Source organism: Lactiplantibacillus sp. 30.2.29, assembly GCF_018991255.1.
GTDB classification, from domain to species: domain Bacteria; phylum Bacillota; class Bacilli; order Lactobacillales; family Lactobacillaceae; genus Lactiplantibacillus; species Lactiplantibacillus pentosus.
Genome location: NZ_JAGYGU010000008.1, coordinates 93867 through 117353, shown reverse-complemented (window position 1 = coordinate 117353; position 23487 = coordinate 93867). Strand labels below are relative to the sequence as shown.

19 protein-coding genes and 1 pseudogene are annotated in these 23487 nt (G+C 46.5%); all 20 read left to right on the top strand.

What is annotated here, in order from left to right; genetic code table 11:
• Positions 1–399 precede the first annotated feature (399 nt).
• Positions 400–1110: a GntR family transcriptional regulator gene (locus tag KGF65_RS06240; RefSeq protein ID WP_003637621.1), complete on the top strand. Its 711-nt coding sequence runs from the start codon at positions 400–402 to the stop codon at positions 1108–1110.
• Positions 1111–1181: 71 nt separating this feature from the next.
• Positions 1182–2543, top strand: coding sequence for a PTS sugar transporter subunit IIC (locus KGF65_RS06235; protein WP_003637622.1), 1362 nt, complete (start codon positions 1182–1184; stop codon positions 2541–2543).
• Positions 2544–2549: 6 nt separating this feature from the next.
• Complete coding sequence (locus tag KGF65_RS06230) at positions 2550–2738, top strand: hypothetical protein (RefSeq protein WP_050337756.1); 189 nt, start codon at positions 2550–2552, stop codon at positions 2736–2738.
• Positions 2728–3150: a DUF3284 domain-containing protein gene (locus KGF65_RS06225; RefSeq protein WP_003637623.1), complete on the top strand. Its 423-nt coding sequence runs from the start codon at positions 2728–2730 to the stop codon at positions 3148–3150. Before KGF65_RS06230 ends, KGF65_RS06225 begins: the two co-directional genes overlap by 11 nt.
• Before the next feature lie 688 nt (positions 3151–3838).
• Positions 3839–5207, top strand: a pseudogene (locus tag KGF65_RS06220) (PTS sugar transporter subunit IIC).
• A 16-nt stretch (positions 5208–5223) separates the two neighbouring features.
• Positions 5224–6660: a 6-phospho-beta-glucosidase gene (locus tag KGF65_RS06215; protein WP_216748148.1), complete on the top strand. Its 1437-nt coding sequence runs from the start codon at positions 5224–5226 to the stop codon at positions 6658–6660.
• A gap of 106 nt (positions 6661–6766) precedes the next feature.
• A complete protein-coding gene (locus KGF65_RS06210; protein WP_101872773.1) occupies positions 6767–7663 on the top strand; it encodes an ROK family protein in 897 nt (298 codons plus the stop codon).
• A gap of 1077 nt (positions 7664–8740) precedes the next feature.
• Complete coding sequence (locus tag KGF65_RS06205) at positions 8741–9487, top strand: MurR/RpiR family transcriptional regulator (RefSeq protein WP_050337753.1); 747 nt, start codon at positions 8741–8743, stop codon at positions 9485–9487.
• Between the two features lie 117 nt (positions 9488–9604).
• On the top strand, positions 9605–10606 hold the full coding sequence (locus tag KGF65_RS06200) for a tRNA-dihydrouridine synthase (RefSeq protein WP_101872774.1): 1002 nt from the start codon (positions 9605–9607) through the stop codon (positions 10604–10606).
• 562 nt (positions 10607–11168) lie between these two features.
• Entirely contained in the window at positions 11169–12281 is a 1113-nt protein-coding gene (locus tag KGF65_RS06195) for a hypothetical protein (protein ID WP_101872775.1), read from the top strand.
• A gap of 173 nt (positions 12282–12454) precedes the next feature.
• Positions 12455–13372: a Ppx/GppA family phosphatase gene (locus KGF65_RS06190; protein WP_216748147.1), complete on the top strand. Its 918-nt coding sequence runs from the start codon at positions 12455–12457 to the stop codon at positions 13370–13372.
• Between the two features lie 26 nt (positions 13373–13398).
• Positions 13399–14673: a hydroxymethylglutaryl-CoA reductase, degradative gene (locus KGF65_RS06185; RefSeq protein WP_050337749.1), complete on the top strand. Its 1275-nt coding sequence runs from the start codon at positions 13399–13401 to the stop codon at positions 14671–14673.
• Positions 14666–15625 (top strand): hypothetical protein, encoded by a 960-nt coding sequence (locus tag KGF65_RS06180; RefSeq protein WP_003637628.1) that lies wholly within the window; start codon positions 14666–14668, stop codon positions 15623–15625. Before KGF65_RS06185 ends, KGF65_RS06180 begins: the two co-directional genes overlap by 8 nt.
• 21 nt (positions 15626–15646) lie before the next feature.
• Positions 15647–16348, top strand: coding sequence for an NAD-dependent protein deacylase (locus KGF65_RS06175; RefSeq protein WP_101872776.1), 702 nt, complete (start codon positions 15647–15649; stop codon positions 16346–16348).
• Complete coding sequence (locus KGF65_RS06170) at positions 16348–17190, top strand: DUF72 domain-containing protein (RefSeq protein ID WP_021336950.1); 843 nt, start codon at positions 16348–16350, stop codon at positions 17188–17190. The genes KGF65_RS06175 and KGF65_RS06170 overlap by 1 nt, the downstream gene beginning before the upstream one ends.
• 396 nt (positions 17191–17586) lie before the next feature.
• Positions 17587–19638, top strand: coding sequence for a methionine--tRNA ligase (gene metG / locus KGF65_RS06165; protein ID WP_216748146.1), 2052 nt, complete (start codon positions 17587–17589; stop codon positions 19636–19638).
• Positions 19639–19874: 236 nt separating this feature from the next.
• Positions 19875–21059: a multidrug effflux MFS transporter gene (locus tag KGF65_RS06160; RefSeq protein ID WP_216748145.1), complete on the top strand. Its 1185-nt coding sequence runs from the start codon at positions 19875–19877 to the stop codon at positions 21057–21059.
• Positions 21060–21182: 123 nt separating this feature from the next.
• Complete coding sequence (locus KGF65_RS06155) at positions 21183–21959, top strand: TatD family hydrolase (RefSeq protein WP_050337745.1); 777 nt, start codon at positions 21183–21185, stop codon at positions 21957–21959.
• Entirely contained in the window at positions 21946–22506 is a 561-nt protein-coding gene (gene rnmV, locus KGF65_RS06150; RefSeq protein WP_101872778.1) for a ribonuclease M5, read from the top strand. Before KGF65_RS06155 ends, rnmV begins: the two co-directional genes overlap by 14 nt.
• A gap of 2 nt (positions 22507–22508) precedes the next feature.
• Positions 22509–23396 carry a 16S rRNA (adenine(1518)-N(6)/adenine(1519)-N(6))-dimethyltransferase RsmA gene (gene rsmA / locus KGF65_RS06145; protein WP_216748144.1) on the top strand — a complete coding sequence of 296 codons (888 nt, stop codon included), beginning with the start codon at positions 22509–22511 and terminating at the stop codon, positions 23394–23396.
• Positions 23397–23487 lie beyond the last annotated feature (91 nt).

Here is a 23487-nt window from a genome sequence, read left to right as displayed (position 1 = left end):
CTAAGCCGGAAGAAAAGCACTTCCGACTAAGAATAATTTCGCCCTTGAGCATTGTCCGGCGGGTCGGCCAGTCGGGAAGCCGCTCGAATGGCAGATGAACGACCACCTAGCTTTGTGCAATTGCGCGTTGAATATTTAGCGACTGGTCCTTTTGGCTAACTTCGAATCAGTGTTTTTCCACTTGAATCAGCACTAAATTGACGGAAAAATTCAAATTTTTAGCTCCAAATTGGGCGGTAAGGGTCTACTGAAGGCTAGTGACGCGGGTGGTTATCAGGAATATAAATTCATTGGTATAAAATTATGAAAAATAAAGCGTTTTCATAAAGAATGTGCTAATATAATTTGTGGGCACAAGTTTTACAAGCACCTACTAATTTAGAGAAAGGAGGATCAGTCATGTATCAGGCAATTGCGCAGGCAATCATTAAATCGATAATGGCGGATGAATATCCGACGAAGCTACCGACCGAGAAAGTGTTGATGGCGCAATATCATGCGAGCCGTAATACGATTCGCAAGGCGATCGATGTCGTGTTTCGGCACGGACTATTACGCCGGGTCCAAGGAAGTGGCAATTTTATTATTAAGCAACCTCAGGATACGAAGAAGGTATTGAATTTATCGATTGGATTTGACCAGTCCGCGATGGTCGATGGTGGACCACTGGTGTCAAAAGTGATGACTTTTGATAAGGTGACGGCGGATGACCAACTGGCACAGCAGGGGAATATTGCCGTTGGTGATGAAGTGTATCGCGTCGTTCGGCTGCGGTATTTGAAAGACGTCTTGTATGATTTGGAAGAATCTTATTTTCCACGAGCCGTCGTGCCATTCTTATCCAGTGATAGCGTGCAACATTCGATTTTCGCCTTTTTACGCGAGGCGTATGACATCACGGGGAGCACGACAGAAAATTACGTTCATCAAGTACGGGTCAACGCGGAACAGGCTGCGCTGCTCGATTGTCCAGATGGTGACAAGACGTTGTGCTTGGAAGCAATCAACTATTTGGCGAATGGGACGGTGTTCAACTTCTCGAGAACGTTCTTCGTTTATCCAGATTTAGAACTCTATTACCATACGGAAAATATTGATTTGCAGAACTAGTACGGGGGTGCCGCAACGAGTGGGTTGGGCACTAACTAGCGAAAACTTACATTAGGAGCGAGGGGTATATTATGAATTCATTTATCGAATGGCTTAATAAACACTTGGTACCGATTGCAGCGAAGATTGGTGCAGTACGGTGGTTGGTCGCATTACGTGACGCGTTTATTGCAATTATGCCAGCCATGATGGCCGGGTCGATCGCCACAGTACTGAACGCCTTAGTTCGCGATATTCCAACTAAGTTTGGTTGGATGGGATTTGTTAACTCGATGCAATGGTTAATCGGCATCAACGCGATGGTTTGGACGGGGACGTTAGCCATCTTAGGGTTGATTTTCTCGTTTACATTCGGGTATCAATTAGCAATTCAGTACAAAGTTGAACCAGTTACCGGTGGGATCGTGACGCTGGGAACGTTCATCATGAGTTTGCCACAAAACTTCACGGGGACCTTGACCAGTACTTTGAGCAAGGGCGCGACGAAGATTTTGACCGATTCAGGAATGGCAGTTGCTGGTAAAAAGGTGACCGCTTGGGGCTACTTCAACTTCAACACTTACTTTGGTTCGTATGGTTTCTTTACGGTGATGATCCTCGGGGCAATTGCCAGCGTGGTATACATTGCATTGATGAAGAAACACATTACGATCAAGATGCCAGATTCTGTTCCACCGGCTGTTGCCAACGCCTTCACTGGGGTTATTCCAGCTGCCGCTGCGTTCTACGTTGTTGGGATCATCAACTGGATCTTCAGTAAGTTCAACACGACGGTCATTGAATGGATTGCCAAGATTATTCAAGAACCACTATTAAACATGAGTCAAGGCTACGGCGCCGTGTTATTGATGACGTTATTAGTCCAAGTCTTCTGGTTCTTCGGTATTCACGGTTCCAACGTGTTAGCACCAATCTTGGATGGGATTTGGTTAACTGCTCAGCTTGCTAATGTTAACGCTTACCAAGCTGGCAAAGCCTTACCATACGTTTGGACTCGGAACTGTTTTGACTTATACGCTTGGATTGGTGGGGCCGGCTCGACCTTACTACTGTTAGTCGCCATCTTGGTCTTCAGTAAACGGGACGATCAACGTTCGGTTGCCAAATTAGCGATTGGACCTGGATTCTTCAACATTAACGAACCAGTTATGTTTGGGATGCCAATCGTGCTTGACCCAATCTACTTTATTCCGTTCGTCTTAGCACCCGTTGTGACCGTTTCAATCGCTTACGCCGCTTTGGCTGCCGGTTGGGTCGCACCAATTACGAACAACATTGTTTGGTCAATGCCACCGATTATGAATGCGTTAGTTGCCACTATGGATTGGCGTTCAGTTGTCTTACAGCTGTTCAACGCCGCAGTTGCCTTCATTATTTACGTGCCATTTGTTAAGGCCGCTAATAAGATTAAACCAGCAGCGATTGGAGAATAGATTGTCATGAAAAGCTTAAAGCAGTGTTTACTCATCGGGATGAACCTTGGATTTTTAGCCGTTATCTTAAGTCCCCTGGCCGGAACCACGGGTCAATGGGTGACGCTCGGATTAGGTTTGGCGGTTAGTGCAGCGCTCTTCGTCGTTTATCGGCGGGTGGGCCAGTTAGAGAGGAGCCATAAACATGCAGATTAAATTAACTTTGAATGCCCCAGTGGATTATTTATACCAACAGTTGATCGACTCCGCGCGCGCTGATATTCAGCAGCAAACCGGACGACCAGCACCACGTCAGAGTCTTCAAGGCTACGAATATGCAAAACAGTGGTCTAACGGTCTGACTGGTCAATTGAAGATCACCCACGCACAGCCGGGTGTCCATTACGCCTACGAATTAGAGACGCCGCGTGACCATTACGGGGTCGACTACCAATTCGCGACAACTGACGATGGTCAGCAAACCGTCTTAGAATACGCTGAAACCTTCCTCGGTAAAGATCGGAAGACTAATGCCAACAATAAGCTTGGCGTCCTCTTCCTGGGTTGGTTCCGCAAACGCCGCTTTAAGAAAATGATGACGCAAATGGCTGCTAGTTATGGGCAGTAGACATTAGGATTGAAAAAACGATTTCGCTCACTTGGGCGAGATCGTTTTTTTCATTGGCGTGAAGTTAATGTGAATTGTGATCATAATGCACTGCTGGTTGGTGTACTGTTAGTCAGCTGAGAGGTGCCCTAGGCCGACTTCCAGGGCCAGCTGACAATTGCTGGAACGTAGCCGACATCGATTTGAACTCACGCAGAAGCCCACTGCGCAATTTCAAATACGAGTCTTATTCTAAGCCGGAAGTAACCCACTTCCAGCTAAGAATAATTTGGCTACTGAGCATTGTCAGCTGGCCCTTACAGTCGGGAAGCCGCTCAACTGGCGGATGAACGACCACCCAACTTGGTACAATTGGCCATTTGATATTAGGCGGCTGGACCTTCAGGCAAACTTTGAATTAGTACTGCATTGATTTATGACATTTATCGACTTAGTAAGGCGGTTTGAAGGCCATTGATAAATCTCAGTGGAAGTGGCCCTTAAAGGTGCGAATAGAATAATCCTATGTATGGAATTTGAGGCTTTGCCATTTCAGTCGGTAACTGAGTGGTACATAGTGTTCCAATGGTGGTCGCGATACCATCAAGAGGGAACAAGTACGCAACGACGCTGTAAGCCCTTTCAGAGCGATTGTGATTGCCTTATACTAGTTTTTGTAAGTTAAATCAAAGGGAGGAAACAACTTATGATGAACGGTTTTAACGTGTTTATGGAAAAACACATTGTACCATTTGCGGTTAAGTTGAACGAGCAACGGCACGTTGCAGCGATTCGGGATGCTTTCATGTATACATTTCCAATCACAATGGCTGCCTCGTTAGTTATTTTAATTAATAATTTGGTCTTTTCCAAAACAGGGTTTATTGCACAAATTCTATTTTTACCCAAATTTTTCCCACATTTGGAAAATGCGCAGAAGTTATTGACTTCGGTGACTAACGGGACCATGAATATTTTGTCGATTTTCATTGCCTATTAGTTGCGCGGAATCTAGCAAAATATTTTAAGGCGGACGACATGTTAGTGGGGATGACGGGGATTGCCTGCTTCATGATTTTATACTCACCATCGATCGTTAAAGATGGCGTTACTTATCTACCAACAACCTACTTAGGTGCCCAAGGGTTATTTGTGGCAATGATTGTAGGTGGCTTAGTTGGTGAATTTTTGCCGCGCTTAACGAAGATTAAAAAGATGCAGATCAAGATGCCTGAAATGGTTCCGCCGGCAGTTGCGCGGTCCTTCAACGGGCTCATTCCAATCGTTATTATGATTATGTTGTTCTCTATGCTGAACTATGGCTTATCACTAATTTCACCACAAGGTATCAATGATATTATTTATAAATCAATTCAAACACCTTTGACCCATATTGGCGTTAACCTGTTTGGGGTTATCATCATCGCTATTGTTCAAAATCTCTTGTGGTTAGTTGGGATTCACGGTCCGAATACATTAAACGCTTTACGTTCCATTATCTTTACTGAAGCTGATTTGAAGAATCAAACGTTTATTAACGCTCACGGGACGGCATGGGGTGTTCCAAACCGTGCGACCTGGAGTGTGTTAAATGATGTTTTTGCGAACATGGGTGGTAGTGGGATGACCCTTGGTTTGATTATTGCCATCTTCCTGGTTTCACGGCGTAAAGATTATCGTGAAATTGCCAAACTAGCGTTGGTACCAGGGTTGTTCAACATTAATGAGCCATTGATGTTTGGGCTACCAATCGTCTTGAACCCAATTATGGCGATTCCATTTGTTTTAACACCAGTCATCAATATCTTGGTTGGTTATACGGTGACCGTTATCTTTAATTGGATACCAACACCGGCCTTTGGATTGACATGGACGCGCCTGGACCGCTGATGCCGTTCTTAGGAACAGGTGGTAACTGGCTTGGTCTGATTATTGGTTTTCTTTGTTTAGGAATTTCTGTATTAACGTACATGCCGTTTGTTCTGGCCGCGAATAAGATGATGGCTTCGGATAGCCAGTCTGACAAAAATACGCAGGATGCAGCAGACGGTAGTACGGCAGAAGCAGCTAAGGCGTAAGTTTAAAGGAGTAGATATGACAATTAAAGGACGAGCATTTCCCGATGGTTTTCTATGGGGCGGTGCGGTTGCAGCACACCAACTAGAGGGTGGTTATAACGAAGGTGGAAAAGGGATTAGTACAGCCGACATTATGACGTTAGGTACTAACGAGCAGCCACGAGAAATTACGGATGGCGTGGTCCCAGATAAGTATTACCCGAATCATCAAGCAATTGATTTTTATCATCGTTATCCCGAAGACATCAAATTATTTGCTGAAATGGGCTTCAAGTGCTTTCGGACATCGATTGCCTGGACGCGAATTTTCCCGAATGGTGATGAGGATGAGCCTAATGAAGCTGGACTTCAATTCTATGATGATTTATTCGACGAATGTCTCAAGTATGGCATTCAGCCGGTAGTGACACTTGCACACTTTGAAATGCCATATCATTTGGTGAAGCAATATGGCGGTTGGCGTAATCGGAAGCTGATCCAATTCTATTTGAAATTTGCTAAGGCTTGTTTTGAACGTTACCGCAATAAGGTCACGTATTGGATGACATTTAATGAAATCAACAATCAGACTAATTTTGAATCAGATGGCGCCATGTTGACAGATTCAGGAATCATCCATCAGCCAGGCGAAAATCGTGAACGTTGGATGTACCAGGCATCACATTATGAATTAGTCGCCAGCGCGATGGCCGTTCGATTGGGGCATGAAATCAATGCTGACTTTCAAATTGGTTGTATGATTGCGATGTGCCCGATTTATCCATTGACGGCGGCACCGGCCGATGTGCTATTCGCTCAGCGAGCAATGCAGACACGCTTCTATTTTGCGGATGTGCATTGTAATGGTTATTATCCGCAATGGCTACAGAACCGATTTGAAACGGAACATTTTAACCTGGACATTACTGATGAAGATTTGCAGATCCTTCAGGCGGGGACAGTAGATTATATTGGCTTCAGTTATTACATGTCATTTACGGTAAAGGATACGGGTAAACTCGTGTATAACGAAGAACACGATCTGGTCAAAAATCCGTACCTTAAAGCGAGTGATTGGGGCTGGCAAGTTGATCCAATTGGTCTACGGTATGCCATGAACTGGTTTACTGATCGTTACCACTTACCATTATTTATCGTCGAAAATGGGTTAGGTGCTATTGATGAAAAAACGGCGGATAATCAAATTCATGACGATTATCGCATCGATTATTTGACGAATCATTTGCGGCAAATCAAGCTGGCAGTCTTAGAAGACGGGGTCGATTTGATTGGGTATACGCCGTGGGGCTGCATTGACTTAGTTGCGGCCAGCACTGGTCAGATGTCCAAACGCTATGGCTTCATTTACGTGGATGAGAATGATGACGGTTCTGGTAGCCTGAAACGCTATAAAAAGGACTCGTTTGCTTGGTATCAGCATGTCATTACAACCAATGGTGCTGAGATTGAATAGTTACTGTTGGAAATAAAGATGAACTTTGTGACTAAGCTAATCATAAATAGATGTTGTGCACGGCCAGCTTAGATAGCTGGCCATTGCACGTTAGGAGGAAGATTGAATGACAATGTATATTGGAATTGATATTGGTGGGACCTCAATCAAGTGTGGCTTGGTTGATGGCAATGGTCATATTAGTCGTAAGGTAACCCGGACAACTGCGACGACTAAATCTGATATCATGGCTGACTTGGTTGCGATGGTTCAGGAGTTACAAACGGATGGCCCGGTTGCGGGGATTGGCGTCAGTATGCCTGGTGTTGTTCAAAGCGATGGCTTTTTGACGACCGCTGGTGCAGTGACCGCATTTGAGCAGATTAATTTACGAGACGAGTTGCAGACCCAAACTAAGTTGCCGGTGATTATTGAAAATGATGCGAACGCGGCAGCGATTGCCGAGCAATGGCTGGGTGTCGCACAAAATGTTCCTAATTATTTAAGTCTAGTCTTAGGAACTGGCGTTGGTGGGGCACTGATCATCAATAATCAAGTTTATCGTGGGGCACATGCACGTTCAGGAGAATTTGGCTGGATGGTGGTTGATGACGATGACATCGATATTGAGATGGGGACGCTTAACTTTCGCGGGGCAACGGTAATCGGCTTAATCCGTCGCTATAATCAATTTAGCACGGACACTGTTAATGATGCTCGCGAAATCTTCAAGCGTGCGGCCGCTGGTGAGACGCTGGCCAAGCATGTTTTTCACAGCTATTACTATAGTTTGGCTAAGGGGATTATTAATTTGATGGTTGCGTTTGACCCAGAAATAGTCGTGATTGGTGGTGGCATTAGCGCCAATGAAACGTTTATGACGAACTTGAATGCGACAATTGCTGATTTGCATGCCAATCACAATAGTATTAAACAGTTAAAGTTAGCGCCAGTTGTTCCAGCACGGTTGCGAAATGATGCGGGAATGATTGGAGCGGTGTATCAGTTGATTAAACGCGGGTAAGAATTGAGGGGTGTCTAGCGGATTCATGAGCTAGACACTTTTTAATTCTAGCGGTAGAAAGAGCAATCTGATACGCATTGTGCTAGTTGATTTGACATGACTCATGCCATTTGTTTGGCTTACTGTTCGTCAGCTGATGCGCGTCCGATTCCGACTTCCGTGGCCGGCTGACAATTGCTGGAGCGCAGCCGACATCGATTTGAACTCACGCAGAAACCCACTGCGCAATTTCAAATACGAGTCTTATTCTAAGCCGGAAGAAAAACACTTCCGACTAAGAATAATTTGGCTACTGAGCATTGTCCGCCAGCCCATCCAGTCGGGAAGCCATTCGAATGGCGGATGAACGGCCACCTATCTAGGTACAATTGGCCACTGAATATTAGGTGACTGGGCCTTCATGCAAACTTTTTTAATCAGCGTCAATAATTTTTCATCGTCTTCAGATGCTGAGAATATTGACTAATTTCAATGAGATCAAGTCTTAAAGTTAAACGATAGTCGTGTGCTTTGTTTGGTATTTAGACTTTTACATCTCGTTTATCTAAAGAAAATTCGGCCAGGTTCAGGGATATTGATAATAAAATATGAACATAACAACCTAGAAACTAGTCTTACAGTTGAACTTAAAAATGACGGTTGTTAAAAAAATCAACGATCTGTCCGCTAAAGGTTGGGTGCACACATGTCTGCCTTGCGAATACAATCTCAGGCTGGAAGGTGTTTCTGACAATGCTCAGCGATGAAATTCCACTTAGCAAGCGTCCTTTGCTTGGTTAGTGGAAGGCCAGTATTTAAGACGTGGGTTGTCGGCTTAAATCTGTGCCCATCGCGTTCCAGCGTTGTCAGAAATTCCTGGAAGCCGGTATAGGACGAACAACACGATAGGTTTACGCTAACTCGCTGTGTTTTCAGCGGTTCTCAGCTGACCGCTTTTGAACGAAAAATGGCATGAGTTAATCATCTTTAATGCTAAATAACAACTAGTGTAACGCGTGATCTAAGATATTTTTCTAATTAGTCATTTGTTTTATGGTAATCTAGTGGATAGATTATCAGATAGGGTGGTGGCTAACGATGGCATTCTTTGGCTATAAGGATATTGATAAATTGTCTGGGGTAGATCTTGCAATTTATCGTTTTATCGTGGAACACGATGAGCAAATTCCATATATGCGAGTCCGTGAATTAGCACGGGGCGCACATGTTTCTAATTCGTCGGTCATGCGATTTATTCACAAAATTGGGTATGATAGTTTTCCAGAATTTAAAGTCTCGTTGCGCAGTGAGACGCCAATTCAAAAGACTGATGCACCGGGAATTCAATTTGTTCAGCCTAGCGCCTTTCCGGCCGATATAACGAAAATTATTCGATTGGCGGCACAGCTGATGGTTAACGCAGATAACATTGTGTTTGTTGGAATTGGCGCTTCTGCAGCACTAGGGGAATACGCCTCACGACAGACGTCATCTTTGGGGTTCAACAGTTACGTTGTCAAGGATCCGTTCTATCCATTGTTACCGCAATTGCGTAATACGAGTAACAATGTTTTGGTAGCGGTGTCAGTATCCGGTCAAACCACGGAACTTGTCGAAATGCTGAATGATTTTGTGAATAATCCTGAGGTGAATATCGTCAGCATCACCAGCAATATCGAAAGTACGATTGCACGGATGAGTCGATATGCTTTAACTTATCGAGCAACTGAAGAACGGATTCACCAATATTATGATTTAACTAGCCAAGTTCCGTGCCTATACATTATTGAAGCCTTATTACGCGAGCTGCGTCACCAAGAAGTCATCCAGCATCGTTTTGAGTAGGTGATTTAGTTGGTTGAGTCAAGAAGCGTCAAACGTCATTCCTGCAAAACGCGTGAATCAATGCTAAAATTGAAAGCATTAATTTGAAATCAAGGTATTGATGAGGGGTAAGAGAACGTGACAGCAACACCATTTTGGTCGCAGATTGCGGCGCAAGCAAAGGCTGAACAGCGGCCGTTTTTCACCATGGCACCCATGGAAGCTGTTAGTAATACGGTTTTTCGGCAAGTGATCGCCCATGCGGCAGCACCGGATACGTTTTTTAGTGAGTTCGTGTACGCTAAGAGCATCACGAATCCGAATACGAAGTTCCCAGTGCACGGGCGACTTTACGTGGCAGACGCTGAATCGCGTAAACCGGTCGTTCAGCTGTGGGGCAATGAAGCGGCTGATTTTGCAACGGCGACTGCTGAGCTGAGTCAGCGGGGATTTGAAGCCGTTGATATTAACATGGGTTGTCCGGATGGCACGGTCATCAAAAATCATGGTGGCAGTGATTTGATTCGAAATCCACAGTGGGCGGCGGATGTGATTGCTGCGGCGAAGACTTCGGGACTGGCAGTCAGCGCCAAGACGCGCTTAGGCTACAGCAAGGTCGCCGAATACCATGATTGGATTGCAACCCTGTTGGCACAACACGTTGCCGTTTTGACCGTGCATTTACGGACGAAGCAGGAGATGAGCAAGGTTCCTGCGCACTTTGAGGTCATCGATGATCTCATTAAGATGCGTGACGAAATTGCCCCGGAGACGTTGTTGCAAGTTAATGGCGATGTGGCTGACTATCAAGCGGGGGTCGCACTGGCCAAAGCCCACCCTGGCTTAGATGGTATCATGATTGGCCGGGGCGTCTTCGCCAATCCATTCGCCTTTGAAGCACAACCACAGCCGCACGATTTGCCCGAACTATTGGGCTTACTGAATATGCAACTCGACTTGTTCGACGATTTTGCAACGCGCTATGACGTTCCGCGTTTTCCATCATTAAAACGGTTCTTCAAGATTTATGCGCGGCCAGAATTAGGCGCCACCGACCTACGCAATACGATGATGGATGCCAAATCAACGGACGATGTGCGCAAGATTTTGGCGGCGTATCAGGCTAAAGAACGGGTCTGAGGTGTGAATTATCACCGGCCTGACGCGATTGTAAGGTTCCGATGTTACAATCGTTTTGAGCGGGTTACAATCAATGTTCGGCCATCGAAAGCACTACGTTAAGTTGATTCGTTGGCTAACGAGATTAGTCCAGTGTGAACGGACAAAATTGATTGATTATTTGAAATACAGTGTTACTAAGCGGTCTCCTGTTTATCTGGGGACCGCTTTAGTTTGCACTAGTAAAAATGGTTCCGCCAATGAGGACGCGAATAAATCTGAGCCAAATACAGTTAAGAATTGAATGAGTTTATGCCGATTGTAAATGGCCAGCATGCTAGTTGACGTATTTATATCGTAGTGGCAATTAGTTGCCATTGTGCGATGACTGATAATTGGATTCCGCATTTCGTGAGTTCGGAGGTGACGACCTAAATAGCGGTTGCCCAACAAAAATGAACTTTGATTGCGACGGGGTTGAAAAAGATTGTAACGTTACTTTGGATAATTGTAACGTTGCAATGTTACAATCAATTAAAATGATGTTACAATCAGCGAAAATAACCGCGAGGAGGGCGCAAACGTGGATCGAATCATTAGTCAGTTACATCAGATTAGTCAAGGGACTGGGATACCGATAGCGGTCGGGGAAGCAGTTGAATCGTCGACGGTTGCAATGGGCCCGTCTGATCAAAAAAACACACTGCTTGTGCAGGGAACGATACTTGATCAGGCTGTCTTATTCTTGGTCTACAATGGTCAGCGCGCACTGCGGCCGGTGGTGTTGTTTCCGCAAATTAAGCAATCAACGAACACGCCAATCGTATTGCTAGCAACGCAACTGTCTACGGTTGAACGCCGTGAGTACTTGCGACACCTGCTGCCATTTATGACTTCCGATGGTGAGATGTTTCTTCCGTTCATGGGAACGCGCTTATTGCCCGGGCTGGTCACTGAACAACAAGTGCTGCCCCCAGACAAGCTAGCCCCTGCTGAGCAACGACTAGCGCTGACCCTCGTTATGGCACAGTTGATTTTTGAACGCAGTCCTGAGCACGCACAGACGCGACCTGAACTCGCTGCGTTTAGCACGGCCAATGATCGGTTCCTAATTAAAAGTGGCCAACGATTTGCGGATACGATTGGTAAGCAGGTCAATATTAATAATCGAGTGACGTTTAACCGGGCAGCTAAGCAACTCGTTGCACGTGGTTGGCTTAAGGCGTTAGGGGAGACTAAGGACCGCGTCTATGCTTGTCAATTCAATAGTCGTCGGCTGTTTGAGCAAATCGCGCCATTCCTAACTTCACCCGTGCAAAATGCCAATCGTGTGCAGTTTGCTGAATTTCCGACATCAACGATTGCCGCTGATTTTCTTTATTCTGGCGTTAGTGCGCTATCAAAAGTGACGATGATTAGCGACAATCAAGCGCTACCCACCATTATTATCGACCGTACACAGCGTCAAAAGGTATTGTCGGCGGGCCAATCTCAGCTTGGGGCAGCGTCGGGCTGTGAAGTTCAAGTTTCAAAATATCAGCTAGCTGGGTTCAACCGATTGTTTAAGCAAATTCAGGATTATCCAGAAAATGTTCTGGACCCGTTTCATTTGTATGCCTTGTATCAGGATGACCGTGATGAACGGACACAGGGCGAAGTAGAAGAGCTAGTCGACCAAATCTGGAACGGCGCATAATTTTCTTAAACCTTCCCAACGAGCGTCACTAGCCCACAACCCTAGTGACGTTTGTTTTGATAGTCTTACAATCTTTTTGTGCACAATCTAACGCGAGAAGCCCCCGTGGGACCGCATAAATGTTAGAATAAAGCTAATCGATATTCCAAAAAGCGAAAAGTGAGCGTGGTGTTATGAGAAACTTAGCAATTGTGGATTTGGGTTCCAATTCAGCGCGAATGGCGGTGAGTCGGTTGCACGCCAATGGCACCGCTCAAGAAATCAAGCGGGTCAAGGAAGATACCCGTTTGTCTGAAGGAATGGGGGCGTCACACGTCTTACAGCCAGCTGCAATTGAGCGTACGATCAAAGCGTTGCTGAACTTTCGGCGACTCTATGAGAAGATGCCGGATACGGATGTCATTGGCATTACCACGGCGGCAGTTCGGATGGCTGAGAATCAGACAGCCTTTTTGAACCAAGTGAAGCAAGAAGTTGGCTTAGACTTGCGGGTGCTGTCTGGTGACGATGAAGCCTACTACGACTACTTAGGGGTTGCCAATTCGTTAGTCATCAATAATTGTCTGATTTTGGACACTGGTGGCGCGAGTTGTGAACTGATTTTAGTCAAAAATGGGCGTAAGCAGCAGCTGATCAGTATTCCGTTTGGTGCAGTGACACTATCTGAACAATTTGGCCTCGATGACCTGGTGCCGTCTGCCAGTCTATTTCGTGCCCAAATGTTTTTACGCAATCGGCTCGCGGATATTTGGTGGTTATCGGAAGCGTTACATGATCCAATCATTCTACTAGGGGGTGCCAATCGGACCTTGGCGCGCATCAATCGGCGCAGGCAACAAAAACTTAAGGTCGAAGATATCCATGGTTACCGGTTGAAGACCGAGACCGTCTTTCATACCTTCTTAGATTTACTCTCGCGCTCTAAAACGGGTCGTCAAGAAATCTCCGGAATGGAGTACGACCGCGCGGATACTATTGTTGGTGGCATGTTACCACTTGTCACCTTATTGCAGATGCTCGATAGCGACCGCGTCATTTTCTCTGAGAGTGGCGTCCGCGAAGGCATTATTTCTGAACACCTAGCACAGTAACCTAAATAAGAGGATGGAATGAGAATATGACAGCAGATTTTCGACACTTTTACCAAAAAAATTGGGATGAACGCGTCGCAATCGTCGCGGAACAGGCCCATTTGACACCCGCTGAACAGGCACTATTTAAGCAATATTATGTCCCGCAACACCACGAGATTATTGAGAACTATTTGACTGATTATCCACTACCAATGGGCTTAGCAGTCAATTTCGTGATTGATGGTATCAACCGAATCGTGCCAATGGTGACAGAAGAACCGTCCGTGATTGCGGCGGCTAGCAATGGCGCTAAAATCATGAAACGGGGCGGTGGCATCACCACAACGCTGAATCAGCGCGAAATGATTGGACAAGTTGTCTTGGAAAAGGTGAGCGATCCGGCTGCGGTGGCGGCGATGGTGACCAAGCATGCGTCCACGTTGTTGACCGTGGCGAATGAAGCCCATCCAAGTTTGGAAAAACGGGGTGGCGGCGCACGACGGATTCGGCCGCGGGTCCTCGGTCAGGGTTACCTATCGATTGACCTCTTCGTTGACGTTCAAGAGGCCATGGGCGCCAATATGCTCAATAGTATGCTGGAGGCCGTGTCCAAAGCGATTGCCGTGATGACGAAGCAGGATTCGTTGATGAGCATCTTGTCGAATTATGCGACCGCTAGCCTGGTCAAAGCCGCTTGCGATATTCCAGTCGAATTACTCCAAGCGGGACGCTATTCCGGCGAGCTGGTGGCGCAAAAGATTGCTTCGGCAAGTATGGTCGCGCACATTGATCCTTACCGTGCGGCGACCCATAACAAGGGAATCATGAACGGCATCGATGCAGTGGCAATTGCCAGTGGAAATGATTGGCGGGCGCTTGAAAGTGGTGCCCACGCTTATGCGGTCAAAAACGGTCAGTACCGTGGCATGAGTCGATGGATGACTAACGGTAAAATCCTTCACGGTGAACTTGAAATGCCGTTGCCAGTGGGAATCGTTGGCGGGTCAATCAAAATCAACGAATTAGCCCAATTGAACCAACGGCTGTTAGGCGTCAAAAGCGCGGGTGATTTGGAACGAATTATGGTCGCCGTTGGGCTAGCGCAGAACCTAGCAGCGTTACGGGCACTCGTGACGACCGGGATTCAACAGGGCCACATGCACTTACAATTGAAAACACTCGCAATGGCGGCTGGCGCGACCGACGATGAGTTGTCGACGGTTTTACAACGACTCGAATTAGCGCCACAACAAGATCTCGCAACGACGCAACGTATCATTACCGAGTTGCGACAAGCAAAGGAAGAGACTGATGACTGAAATTAAATTAAATCAAACGGTAACGGACTTACTAAGCACTGCCAATTCCCTGTACCCAGGCAATATTAGTGTTAGTTTTGGTGAAGACCAGGTCGGCTATGTTCGGCACGACCAAGCACAACAAGTTCTGGATAATGGTGATTTGACAGTTCGCGTGAATGACGTGACTGCCCCAAATTACACGGCGTCGCATGAATTGTTGCATCTGCTCTTGCTATTACAAGGTTTTCCGCAGGTGACGTTTAATTTAACGACGCGTGACGAACAACTCGATGAACAACTGATGGCGATCGCCATGGAACTCTACGATATGGTCAGCCATGTGCTCGTGGTGCGCAAACAACGGGAACATGACTTGATCGACGACCAAATCGAGGACTGGTACATGCAGGGCGTGGCGGCGACCATTGACCCTGAACAACCAGATAAGGCCGATGCCATGATGACGTTAAGGTTATTGACGTTGACTGACCTGCTCGTCTTCTTCAACGGGGAACTCTCTGCTGAACGTGAGCAACAGGTCGCTAAGGCCTATCCACAAGCCTGGCCAGCCGCACAACAATTATACGCGGTGATTAGCAAGAAGCCTGTCGATACGCCATTTGCGATGCGGCGGACCGTCGTCAAATTGTTCAAGGCCTTCGATGACCAGATGACGGCTTGGCACTTACCCGTCCTGCATGGCACTGAATTTGTCACGGTCCAAAGCGTCTTAAGTGAACGGCAAGAACGGCTAGAAGTTCGCCAACTATTTGATGTGTACCATTCAGATTTATTAGATAAAAACAAGCATACCCGGGCGTACATTGGGTTATACAAGAGTGATCGCCAGAATGCCTTTGTGCTACCAGCACCAGCGCAAAAGAAGAGTGATGCCTTCTTCAAGGAAGTGTACGACAAGACGGTCAAGGAATTGTTCCAAGAAATGAACTTACCCTATACGTTACGGTGATTCGATTGGGGGAATGTCGTGATGAACGACACAGTAGCACAGACAGCATTACAGCAAGCACAACACATTGTCTTTATGACGGGTGCGGGCGTTTCGACGCCGTCTGGGATTCCAGATTATCGCTCGAAAAACGGCTTATATACGGAACATCATAATGCAGAGTATTATTTAAGCCATGCTTTTTTAGCGAGCCATCCCACGGAATTTTATCAGTATTTAAAATCAAATTTATATTATCCTGATGCGCAACCGAATGTCATCCATCAAAAGATGGCGGCCCTGACGCAGCAGGGGCGCGCCAGCGTGATTACTCAAAATATCGATAATTTATATGTGGTGGCGAAGACGGCCAACTTGGTGGAATTTCATGGCAACTTATACCAAGTATATTGTACGAAGTGTGGTCAGTCGGTAGATTGGCAGGACTATTTGAAGGCACCCACGCATCAAGCGGACGGCGGTTACTTGCGGCCCAACGTGGTGCTCTATGATGAAGGAATCGCGCCTGAAAACATTGAACGCGCTGTTCAGTATTTGCAGCAAGCGGACCTGGTCGTCATCTGTGGGACGTCGTTTCGGGTCTATCCATTTGCTGGCTTGATCGATTACCGTAACCCGCAAGCCCAAGTGCTCGCCGTTAACGCTGAACCGTTGCAACTGCCATTTGATTTCACAATGGTCCAAGAAGATGCAACGACCTTCTTCGAGGAGGTGCAAGTCTAATGATGACGATTGGTCTGACAACTTGGACGGAACACCCCAGTCTACTCGGTGGCACGGATAAGTTGACTTTAACTGAATATTCGGGTGTGTTACCCGTGGTTGAGGTCGACACGCCATTTTATGGGATTCCCAAGGTCGCGACGGTCAAGAAGTGGCAAAAAGCGGTACCAGATAAATTTCAGTTCATTCTGAAAGCCAATCAAGTCATGACCTTGCACGACACTTACGATGAAGGCGTCTCGATGGATGCACTCAAGACAGCCTATCGAGAATACCGCGCGATGCTCAAACCGCTGACGCAGCATCACCAACTCAAAGCCGTGTTGTTCCAATTCCCGCCATTCTTTGAACGCTCCAACCGGAATTTTCACTATCTTCAGCGGATGGTGGAATGGCTGCCCGGCGTGCCGATTGCAGTTGAATTTCGTAATCAGAGTTGGTATGAGGATGGTGTCAAGGATGCCGTCTTCAGCTTCCTCCACGACCTGGGTTTGATTCACGTCGTCGTCGATGAACCCCACGCAATGAACGATGGCGTCAGCTTTGAACCCGTCGTGACGAATGCCAAGTTGGCCTTGTTGCGGTTACATGGTCGCAATCAACAGGGCTGGTCTGCTAAGGGGCCCAACTGGCGCAGCCAACGCACCTTATATCGCTACAGTGATGCTGAGCTGGCCGAATTCAAACAAACGGTGGAACAGTTGCAAGCTCAAGCTGATGAAGTGTGCGTCATCTTCAACAACAATGCTGGTGGCGACGCTGCAGATAACGCGATGGCGTTGAAAGAGTTGCTCGGCGTTTCATTCGGTGATTTGGGACCGCATCAGTTGGATTTGTTTTAGGTTGAATACACAGAAAACCAGGCGAGCCGCTTGATGATTGTTAGTCACCACGGTTTCGTGCTAGTGCAATATGGCAGTTCATCAAGTCTCCATAATAATCAGTTGCGGGGACATTGGCTCCTGGCTGAACTTCATGAACAAGATAATCTAAGACCTTAGCGTCCGGCTCAGCAGTCGTTGCGCTAAGGTCTTAGTGGTATGAGCAACTCTTTTGTTATCGTTTCTTAATCTGCAGAGGAAATATGATACAATATAAGAGATTCTACACATTGTGTCTAGCGTGTGTTATTTTGGATAAATACGATCGTCTGACACACGGTGTGATTTGTTCATGGATTTTTAAAATAAAGACATGTTTAACGATTGATCAAAACCAGTTTGAAGGGAACTTACGTCATGGCAGAAACAAAACCAACTTATTACATTACGACGCCGATTTATTATCCTTCGGGGAAATTACATATCGGTAACTCATATACGACCATTGCGTGTGATACGCTTGCACGGTACAAACGGGCGATGGGTTACGATGTCTATTTCTTGACCGGGACAGATGAACACGGCCTGAAGATTGAAGAAAAAGCAGAAAAATTGAATACTGATCCTAAATCATACGTTGATGGGATGGCTAAACAAATTAAAGATTTATGGAAATTACTCGAAATCTCTAATGACAAGTTTATCCGGACGACGGATGATTATCACGAACGCGCGGTTCAAGAAATCTTTGACCGCTTGTTGAAGAATGGCGATATTTACCTCGGTGAATATGAAGGCTGGTACTCAGTTGACGATGAAGAATACTTCACTGAGACGCAGTTAGCTGAAGTCTTCCGCGATGATAATGGCAAAGTAATCGGTGGGAAAGCACCAAGCGGCCACGAAGTCGAATTGGTCAAGGAACAGTCCTACTTCTTTAAGATGAGCAAGTATGCGGACTGGTTGTTAGATTACTATCAGAAACATCCTGACTTTATCGAACCAAGCAATCGGATGACTGAAATGATCAACAACTTCATCAAGCCTGGTCTGGAAGATTTAGCGGTTTCACGGACCAGCTTTACTTGGGGCGTGCCCGTTAAGAGTGATCCTAAGCACGTGGTCTACGTGTGGATCGACGCATTGACGAACTATATCACCGCATTAGGCTATGCAACGGGTGATTCAGAGGACTTATTCAACAAGTTCTGGCCCGCTGACGTCCAAATGGTTGGTAAAGAAATCGTGCGTTTTCATACGATTTACTGGCCAATCATTTTACACGCACTCGGCTTACCATTACCAAAGAAGGTCTTCGGCCACGGCTGGTTACTGATGAAGGATGGCAAGATGTCCAAGTCGAAGGGTAATGTTATCTATCCTGAAACCTTGGTCGAACGCTATGGTCTCGATGCACTGCGCTATTATCTCGTTAAGGCCATGCCTTATGGGAACGATGGCTTATTTACACCTGAAGACTTCGTGGCGCGGGTCAACTATGACTTGGCCAACGACTTAGGTAACTTATTGAACCGGACGATTGCCATGATCAATAAGTACGAAGATGGCAAACTTCCTGCTTTCAAGGCCGGTGTCACTGAATTTGACGCTGATTTGGAAGCCACTGCAGCCACGACTATCGAAAACTTCAACGCTTGCATGGATAGTTTGCACTTATCCGATGCACTCGGTGAAGTTTGGAAGTTGGTCAGCCGGACGAACAAGTACATCGACGAAACGGCGCCTTGGCAATTAGCTAAGAGCGACGACGCGGCGGACGCTGATAAGTTGGCAAGTGTGATGGCCCACTTAGCAGCTAGTTTACGAGTTATCGCTAGCTTGATCAGTCCAGTAATGACGCATGCGCCAAAGGAAATCTTCACCCAATTGGGCTTAGATGTGGACACTTTGGCAATCGAAGGCTTACAACTCGCTGATTTACCAGCCGGAGCCCAAGTCGTTGCGAAGGGGACACCAATCTTCCCACGGGTTGATGTGGATGAAGAAATTGCCTTCTTAAAGGCTAAGATGACGAAGTCCGACAAGCAGAAGGGACGTAAAGCAATGGAAGCTGCTAAGCATGAAGCTGAAGTCGAACAAGGTTGGAATCCAGCCGAAACTAACTTAAACTTGACCAAACCAGAAATCAGTATTGATGATTTTGATAAGGTCGAACTAAAAGTTGCGGAAGTTATCACGGTCCAGAAGTTGAAGGGTGCTGACAAGCTCCTCCAATTCCGGCTAGATGCAGGTGACGCTGACCACCGTCAGATTCTGTCTGGAATTGCCAAGTGGTATCCAGAACCAGAAGAATTGATTGGTAAGAAGGTTGTCATTGTTGGTAATTTGAAGCCACGGAAGTTACGTGGTGAGATGAGCCAAGGCATGTTATTATCTGCAGAACACGACGGTAAGGTCCAATTGATCACCGTGCCAGATAATATGGTCAACGGATCATTGATTTCGTAATTAAAACTAGATGTTGAATAAAAAATCGGGCGCACTGAAACAGTGAGCTCGATTTTTTGTTTGTAATTTAATTGTTATTTCAGTTGTTTTTGACAAATGGGTTAATCTCCCGTACAGTAGTACGAACAAGAAATGAGGTGAGAACATATGAAGTATGAACAGATTCTCGTATGCGTCTCCGTAGATGGAAAAGGACGTTTTTCCGCAAATTAATTAAATTTAGGAGACTTAATTAAATGAAAAACGTCCAAAAACAAGTGCCATCATTATTACTGTTAATCACATTAGTGGGATTCCCGCAAATCAGTGAATCAATTTTTACGCCAATCTTGCCAGCACTCAGTCAGGCAATGCACGTTAGCGCCAGCCACAGCCAACTAACCATGAGCAGTTACTTTGTGGCTTTTGCAGTTGGGGTGCTCTTTTGGGGGGAATATGCTGACTATCGCGGGCGACGTGATGCCATGTTAGGTGGATTAGCCTTTTATTTGATTGGTAATTTAGGGTTATATCTGAGTCCAAGCTTTACTTGGTTATTGGTTTGCCGCTTGATTCAAGCTTTCGGTGCTAGTGCTGGTTCGGTTGTGACACAGACCATTATGCGTGAAAGTTTTACAGGTGTTTCTGGTGCAAAAATATTTGCTAAGGTGAGTGCAGCCATGGCACTATCGCCCGCCCTCGGACCACTCATCGGAGGTGGCGTCCAGACTGTGTTCGGCTATCAGCATGTCTTCTCTATCTTGAGCATGATGGCAGTCGCAATACTGCTGTACGTAGGTTGTTGCTTACCGGAGACTCGGCCAGAAGCGGTCAAAGTGGCCTCTTGGCGGCAACAAAGTGCTATCGTTTCACGATTGTTGCACGATCCCGTGGCCTGGTGTTACGGTTTATTGATTAGTGGTATTAATGGTATTTTGTTTAGTTATTACGCTGAAGCGCCGTTTATATTTGAAACGTACTTTGGCTTTAGTGCTGTGCAATACGGTAGTCTCGGTTTAGTCTTAGCTACGGCCAGTCTGCTGGGTGCGTTGCTAGTGAATTGGCTTGTCAACTATTGGTCACCAATGCAGGTTGCTTTAAGTGGCTTGGGATTGAGTTTAGTAGCGACGGTTGGCTTGGTGATGAGCGCTGTTGGCAATCACATCATTGGAATGCTGATTGGGATTTTTTTGGCCTTCTTAGGTCTGAACATCACCTTGCCGAATGCGTTGAATCGTGCATTGATTGGCTATGAGACGGTGATGGGTAGTGCCAGTGGCTGGTTTAGCTTGGGTTATTATCTGCTAGTGAGTGTGCTAACGTACCTAATGAGTTGGTTCCACAACGGTAGTATCGTGGCATTGCCCGTATACATGTTAGGCGTGGTCGTCGTGATGACGGTGGTGTACGCGGAGCTGTATTGGCGACGTGTACGTCATTAATTGTGTTTGAAAGCCTGGGGGAACCCAGGCTTTTTTATTTTAGAATTACCAGCTTCTTTTCCGAAAACTTGCGTCCCATGGTAAAATCAACTAAGATAACAAAAGTCGAAAAGGGGTTATTACATGCGGATTTTTGATTCTCATACCCATTTAAATAGCGAAGAATTTATCCAGGAAGTGCCACGTTACTTGCAACAAGCGGCTGACCTTGACGTGACGCGAATGGCAATCGTTGGTTCGAATACACAACTGAACGCCGATGCGATTAAACTGGCGGAGACCTATCCACAGCTCGTCGCCATCGTGGGCTGGCATCCAGAAGATTCCAAGAATTATGATCAGGCAGCGGAAAAAGTCTTGATTGACCAGCTACAACAGCCAAAAGTCGTTGCGTTGGGTGAGATTGGCCTGGACTATCATTGGGATACGTCGCCACAAGACGTGCAACGAAAGGTGTTTGCACGCCAAGTCGCGATTGCCAAAGACATGCAACTGCCGATTTCTGTGCATAACCGGGATGCTTTTGAAGATACGTACAAGATTTTGAAGGCGGCTGACATTCGTGATACGGGTGGTGTCATGCATAGTTTTAATGGTGATCCGGAATGGCTGAAACGCTTCTTGGATTTAGGCATGCACATCTCTTACAGTGGGGTGGCGTCCTTCAAGAATGCCCATGAAGTCCACGAATCCGTCAAACAGACGCCTTTGGATTCAATGCTAGTGGAGACGGATGCCCCTTATTTAACGCCGGAACCATACCGTGGCAAGCAGAACGAACCCGGGTACACGCGCTATGTGGTTGAAGCGATTGCCAAGTTACGTGAAATGACGCCGGAAGCCATTGCGGCGCAAACTTATCAAAATGCAGAGGAATTTTTTAAGATTGAAGAAGATTAAAGAAGTAATCGTCGTCGAAGGCAAGGATGACACGAAACGTCTGGCCCTCGCCGTTGATGCAGATACATTGGAAACGAATGGCTCAGCCATCTCAGAAGCGACGTTGGCCCAGATTAAGACGTTACAGGCAAGTCGGGGCGTGATCGTGTTTACCGACCCAGATTTTTCAGGGGAGCGGATTCGCAAGACGATTTCGGCGGCCGTTCCGGGGGTCAAACACGCCTTTTTGCCGCGTCAAGCGGGAGTCCCAACTAAGGCTGGTGGCAGTCTGGGCGTGGAACATGCGAGTCCAGCAGCGATTCAAGCCGCACTTGCCCATTTGTATACCGAACAAGTCGATGAGGCCCAACCGTTGATCACGCAACATGACCTGATTCAGGCCGGCTTGTTGGCGGGCCCGACTGCCCGTAAACGGCGTGAACAACTAGGCGAGCGGCTCGGTATTGGCTACGTGAATGGGAAACAATTACCCAAACGCCTGCAACTATTTCAGATTCAGCCCGCTGATTTTTGGGCGGCGGTGAATCAACTGACGACAGAGGAGTAACTATGAGTAGAGATTTAGATATTGCTAATCCCGCCCGCACGCGGGCCATTATGCACACGTACGGCTTACAAGTTAAAAAGAGCCTGGGTCAGAACTTTTTGACTGACCAGAACGTTTTACACAATATTGTTGCAACGGCGGACATTGGCGCCAATGATAATGTGATTGAAATCGGCCCGGGGATTGGGGCGTTGACTGAATATTTGGCTCGTGCAGCCCACCATGTCTTGGCGTTTGAAATTGACGAGCGGTTACTGCCAATTTTGGATGAGACACTAGCTGATTATGACAATGTAACGGTCGTTAACCAAGACATTTTGAAGGATGACCTGGCAGCGATGATCAGTGAACATTTAGATAACGAGCGGCCGTTGAAGCTAGTCGCCAACTTACCTTATTACATTACAACGCCGATTCTGATGAACCTATTGGTGGGCGACGTTGCTTTTGAAAACATCGTGGTCATGATGCAAAAAGAAGTCGCTGACCGGTTAGCAGCGGAACCAGGGACAAAAGCGTATGGGGCGCTGACGATTGCGGTCCAGTATCGGATGGCTACTGAAATGGCGATGGTCGTTCCGCGGACTGTCTTCGTCCCAGCGCCGAACGTTGATTCAGCAATTGTGAAGTTGACGGCGTTACCACCGCGGACCCATGTACCATTTGACGAAGCAGCCTTTTTCAAGGTGGTCAAAGCTGGGTTTGCCCATCGCCGAAAAAATTTGTGGAACAATCTGCAAAGTTTATTTGGCAAGCAACCTGACACCAAGACGGCAATTCAGCAGGCGCTTGAGATTGCGGCCATTGACCCGAAGATTCGGGCAGAACGGCTAACGGTCGATGAATTTATCACGCTGACGGATGCATGTCATCAGGCTGATTTACTCTAGATTGTTCTGTTATAAAATGGTTGCACATTAGAAAACCTTGTGATATAATATTGACTTTTTTGTGAAAAGCTAGTATAGTGTCTTTCATGAG

Excerpts from the sequence above, each read along its gene's own strand:
- KGF65_RS06240 (WP_003637621.1), top strand. The coding sequence starts at position 400 with ATGTATCAGGCAATTGCGCAGGCAATCATTAAATCGATAATGGCGGAT.
- KGF65_RS06235 (WP_003637622.1), top strand. The coding sequence starts at position 1,182 with ATGAATTCATTTATCGAATGGCTTAATAAACACTTGGTACCGATTGCA.
- KGF65_RS06230 (WP_050337756.1), top strand. The coding sequence starts at position 2,550 with ATGAAAAGCTTAAAGCAGTGTTTACTCATCGGGATGAACCTTGGATTT.
- KGF65_RS06225 (WP_003637623.1), top strand. The coding sequence starts at position 2,728 with ATGCAGATTAAATTAACTTTGAATGCCCCAGTGGATTATTTATACCAA.
- KGF65_RS06215 (WP_216748148.1), top strand. The coding sequence starts at position 5,224 with ATGACAATTAAAGGACGAGCATTTCCCGATGGTTTTCTATGGGGCGGT.
- KGF65_RS06210 (WP_101872773.1), top strand. The coding sequence starts at position 6,767 with ATGACAATGTATATTGGAATTGATATTGGTGGGACCTCAATCAAGTGT.
- KGF65_RS06205 (WP_050337753.1), top strand. The coding sequence starts at position 8,741 with ATGGCATTCTTTGGCTATAAGGATATTGATAAATTGTCTGGGGTAGAT.
- KGF65_RS06190 (WP_216748147.1), top strand. The coding sequence starts at position 12,455 with ATGAGAAACTTAGCAATTGTGGATTTGGGTTCCAATTCAGCGCGAATG.
- KGF65_RS06185 (WP_050337749.1), top strand. The coding sequence starts at position 13,399 with ATGACAGCAGATTTTCGACACTTTTACCAAAAAAATTGGGATGAACGC.
- KGF65_RS06180 (WP_003637628.1), top strand. The coding sequence starts at position 14,666 with ATGACTGAAATTAAATTAAATCAAACGGTAACGGACTTACTAAGCACT.
- KGF65_RS06175 (WP_101872776.1), top strand. The coding sequence starts at position 15,647 with ATGAACGACACAGTAGCACAGACAGCATTACAGCAAGCACAACACATT.
- KGF65_RS06170 (WP_021336950.1), top strand. The coding sequence starts at position 16,348 with ATGATGACGATTGGTCTGACAACTTGGACGGAACACCCCAGTCTACTC.
- metG (WP_216748146.1), top strand. The coding sequence starts at position 17,587 with ATGGCAGAAACAAAACCAACTTATTACATTACGACGCCGATTTATTAT.
- KGF65_RS06160 (WP_216748145.1), top strand. The coding sequence starts at position 19,875 with ATGAAAAACGTCCAAAAACAAGTGCCATCATTATTACTGTTAATCACA.
- KGF65_RS06155 (WP_050337745.1), top strand. The coding sequence starts at position 21,183 with ATGCGGATTTTTGATTCTCATACCCATTTAAATAGCGAAGAATTTATC.
- rsmA (WP_216748144.1), top strand. The coding sequence starts at position 22,509 with ATGAGTAGAGATTTAGATATTGCTAATCCCGCCCGCACGCGGGCCATT.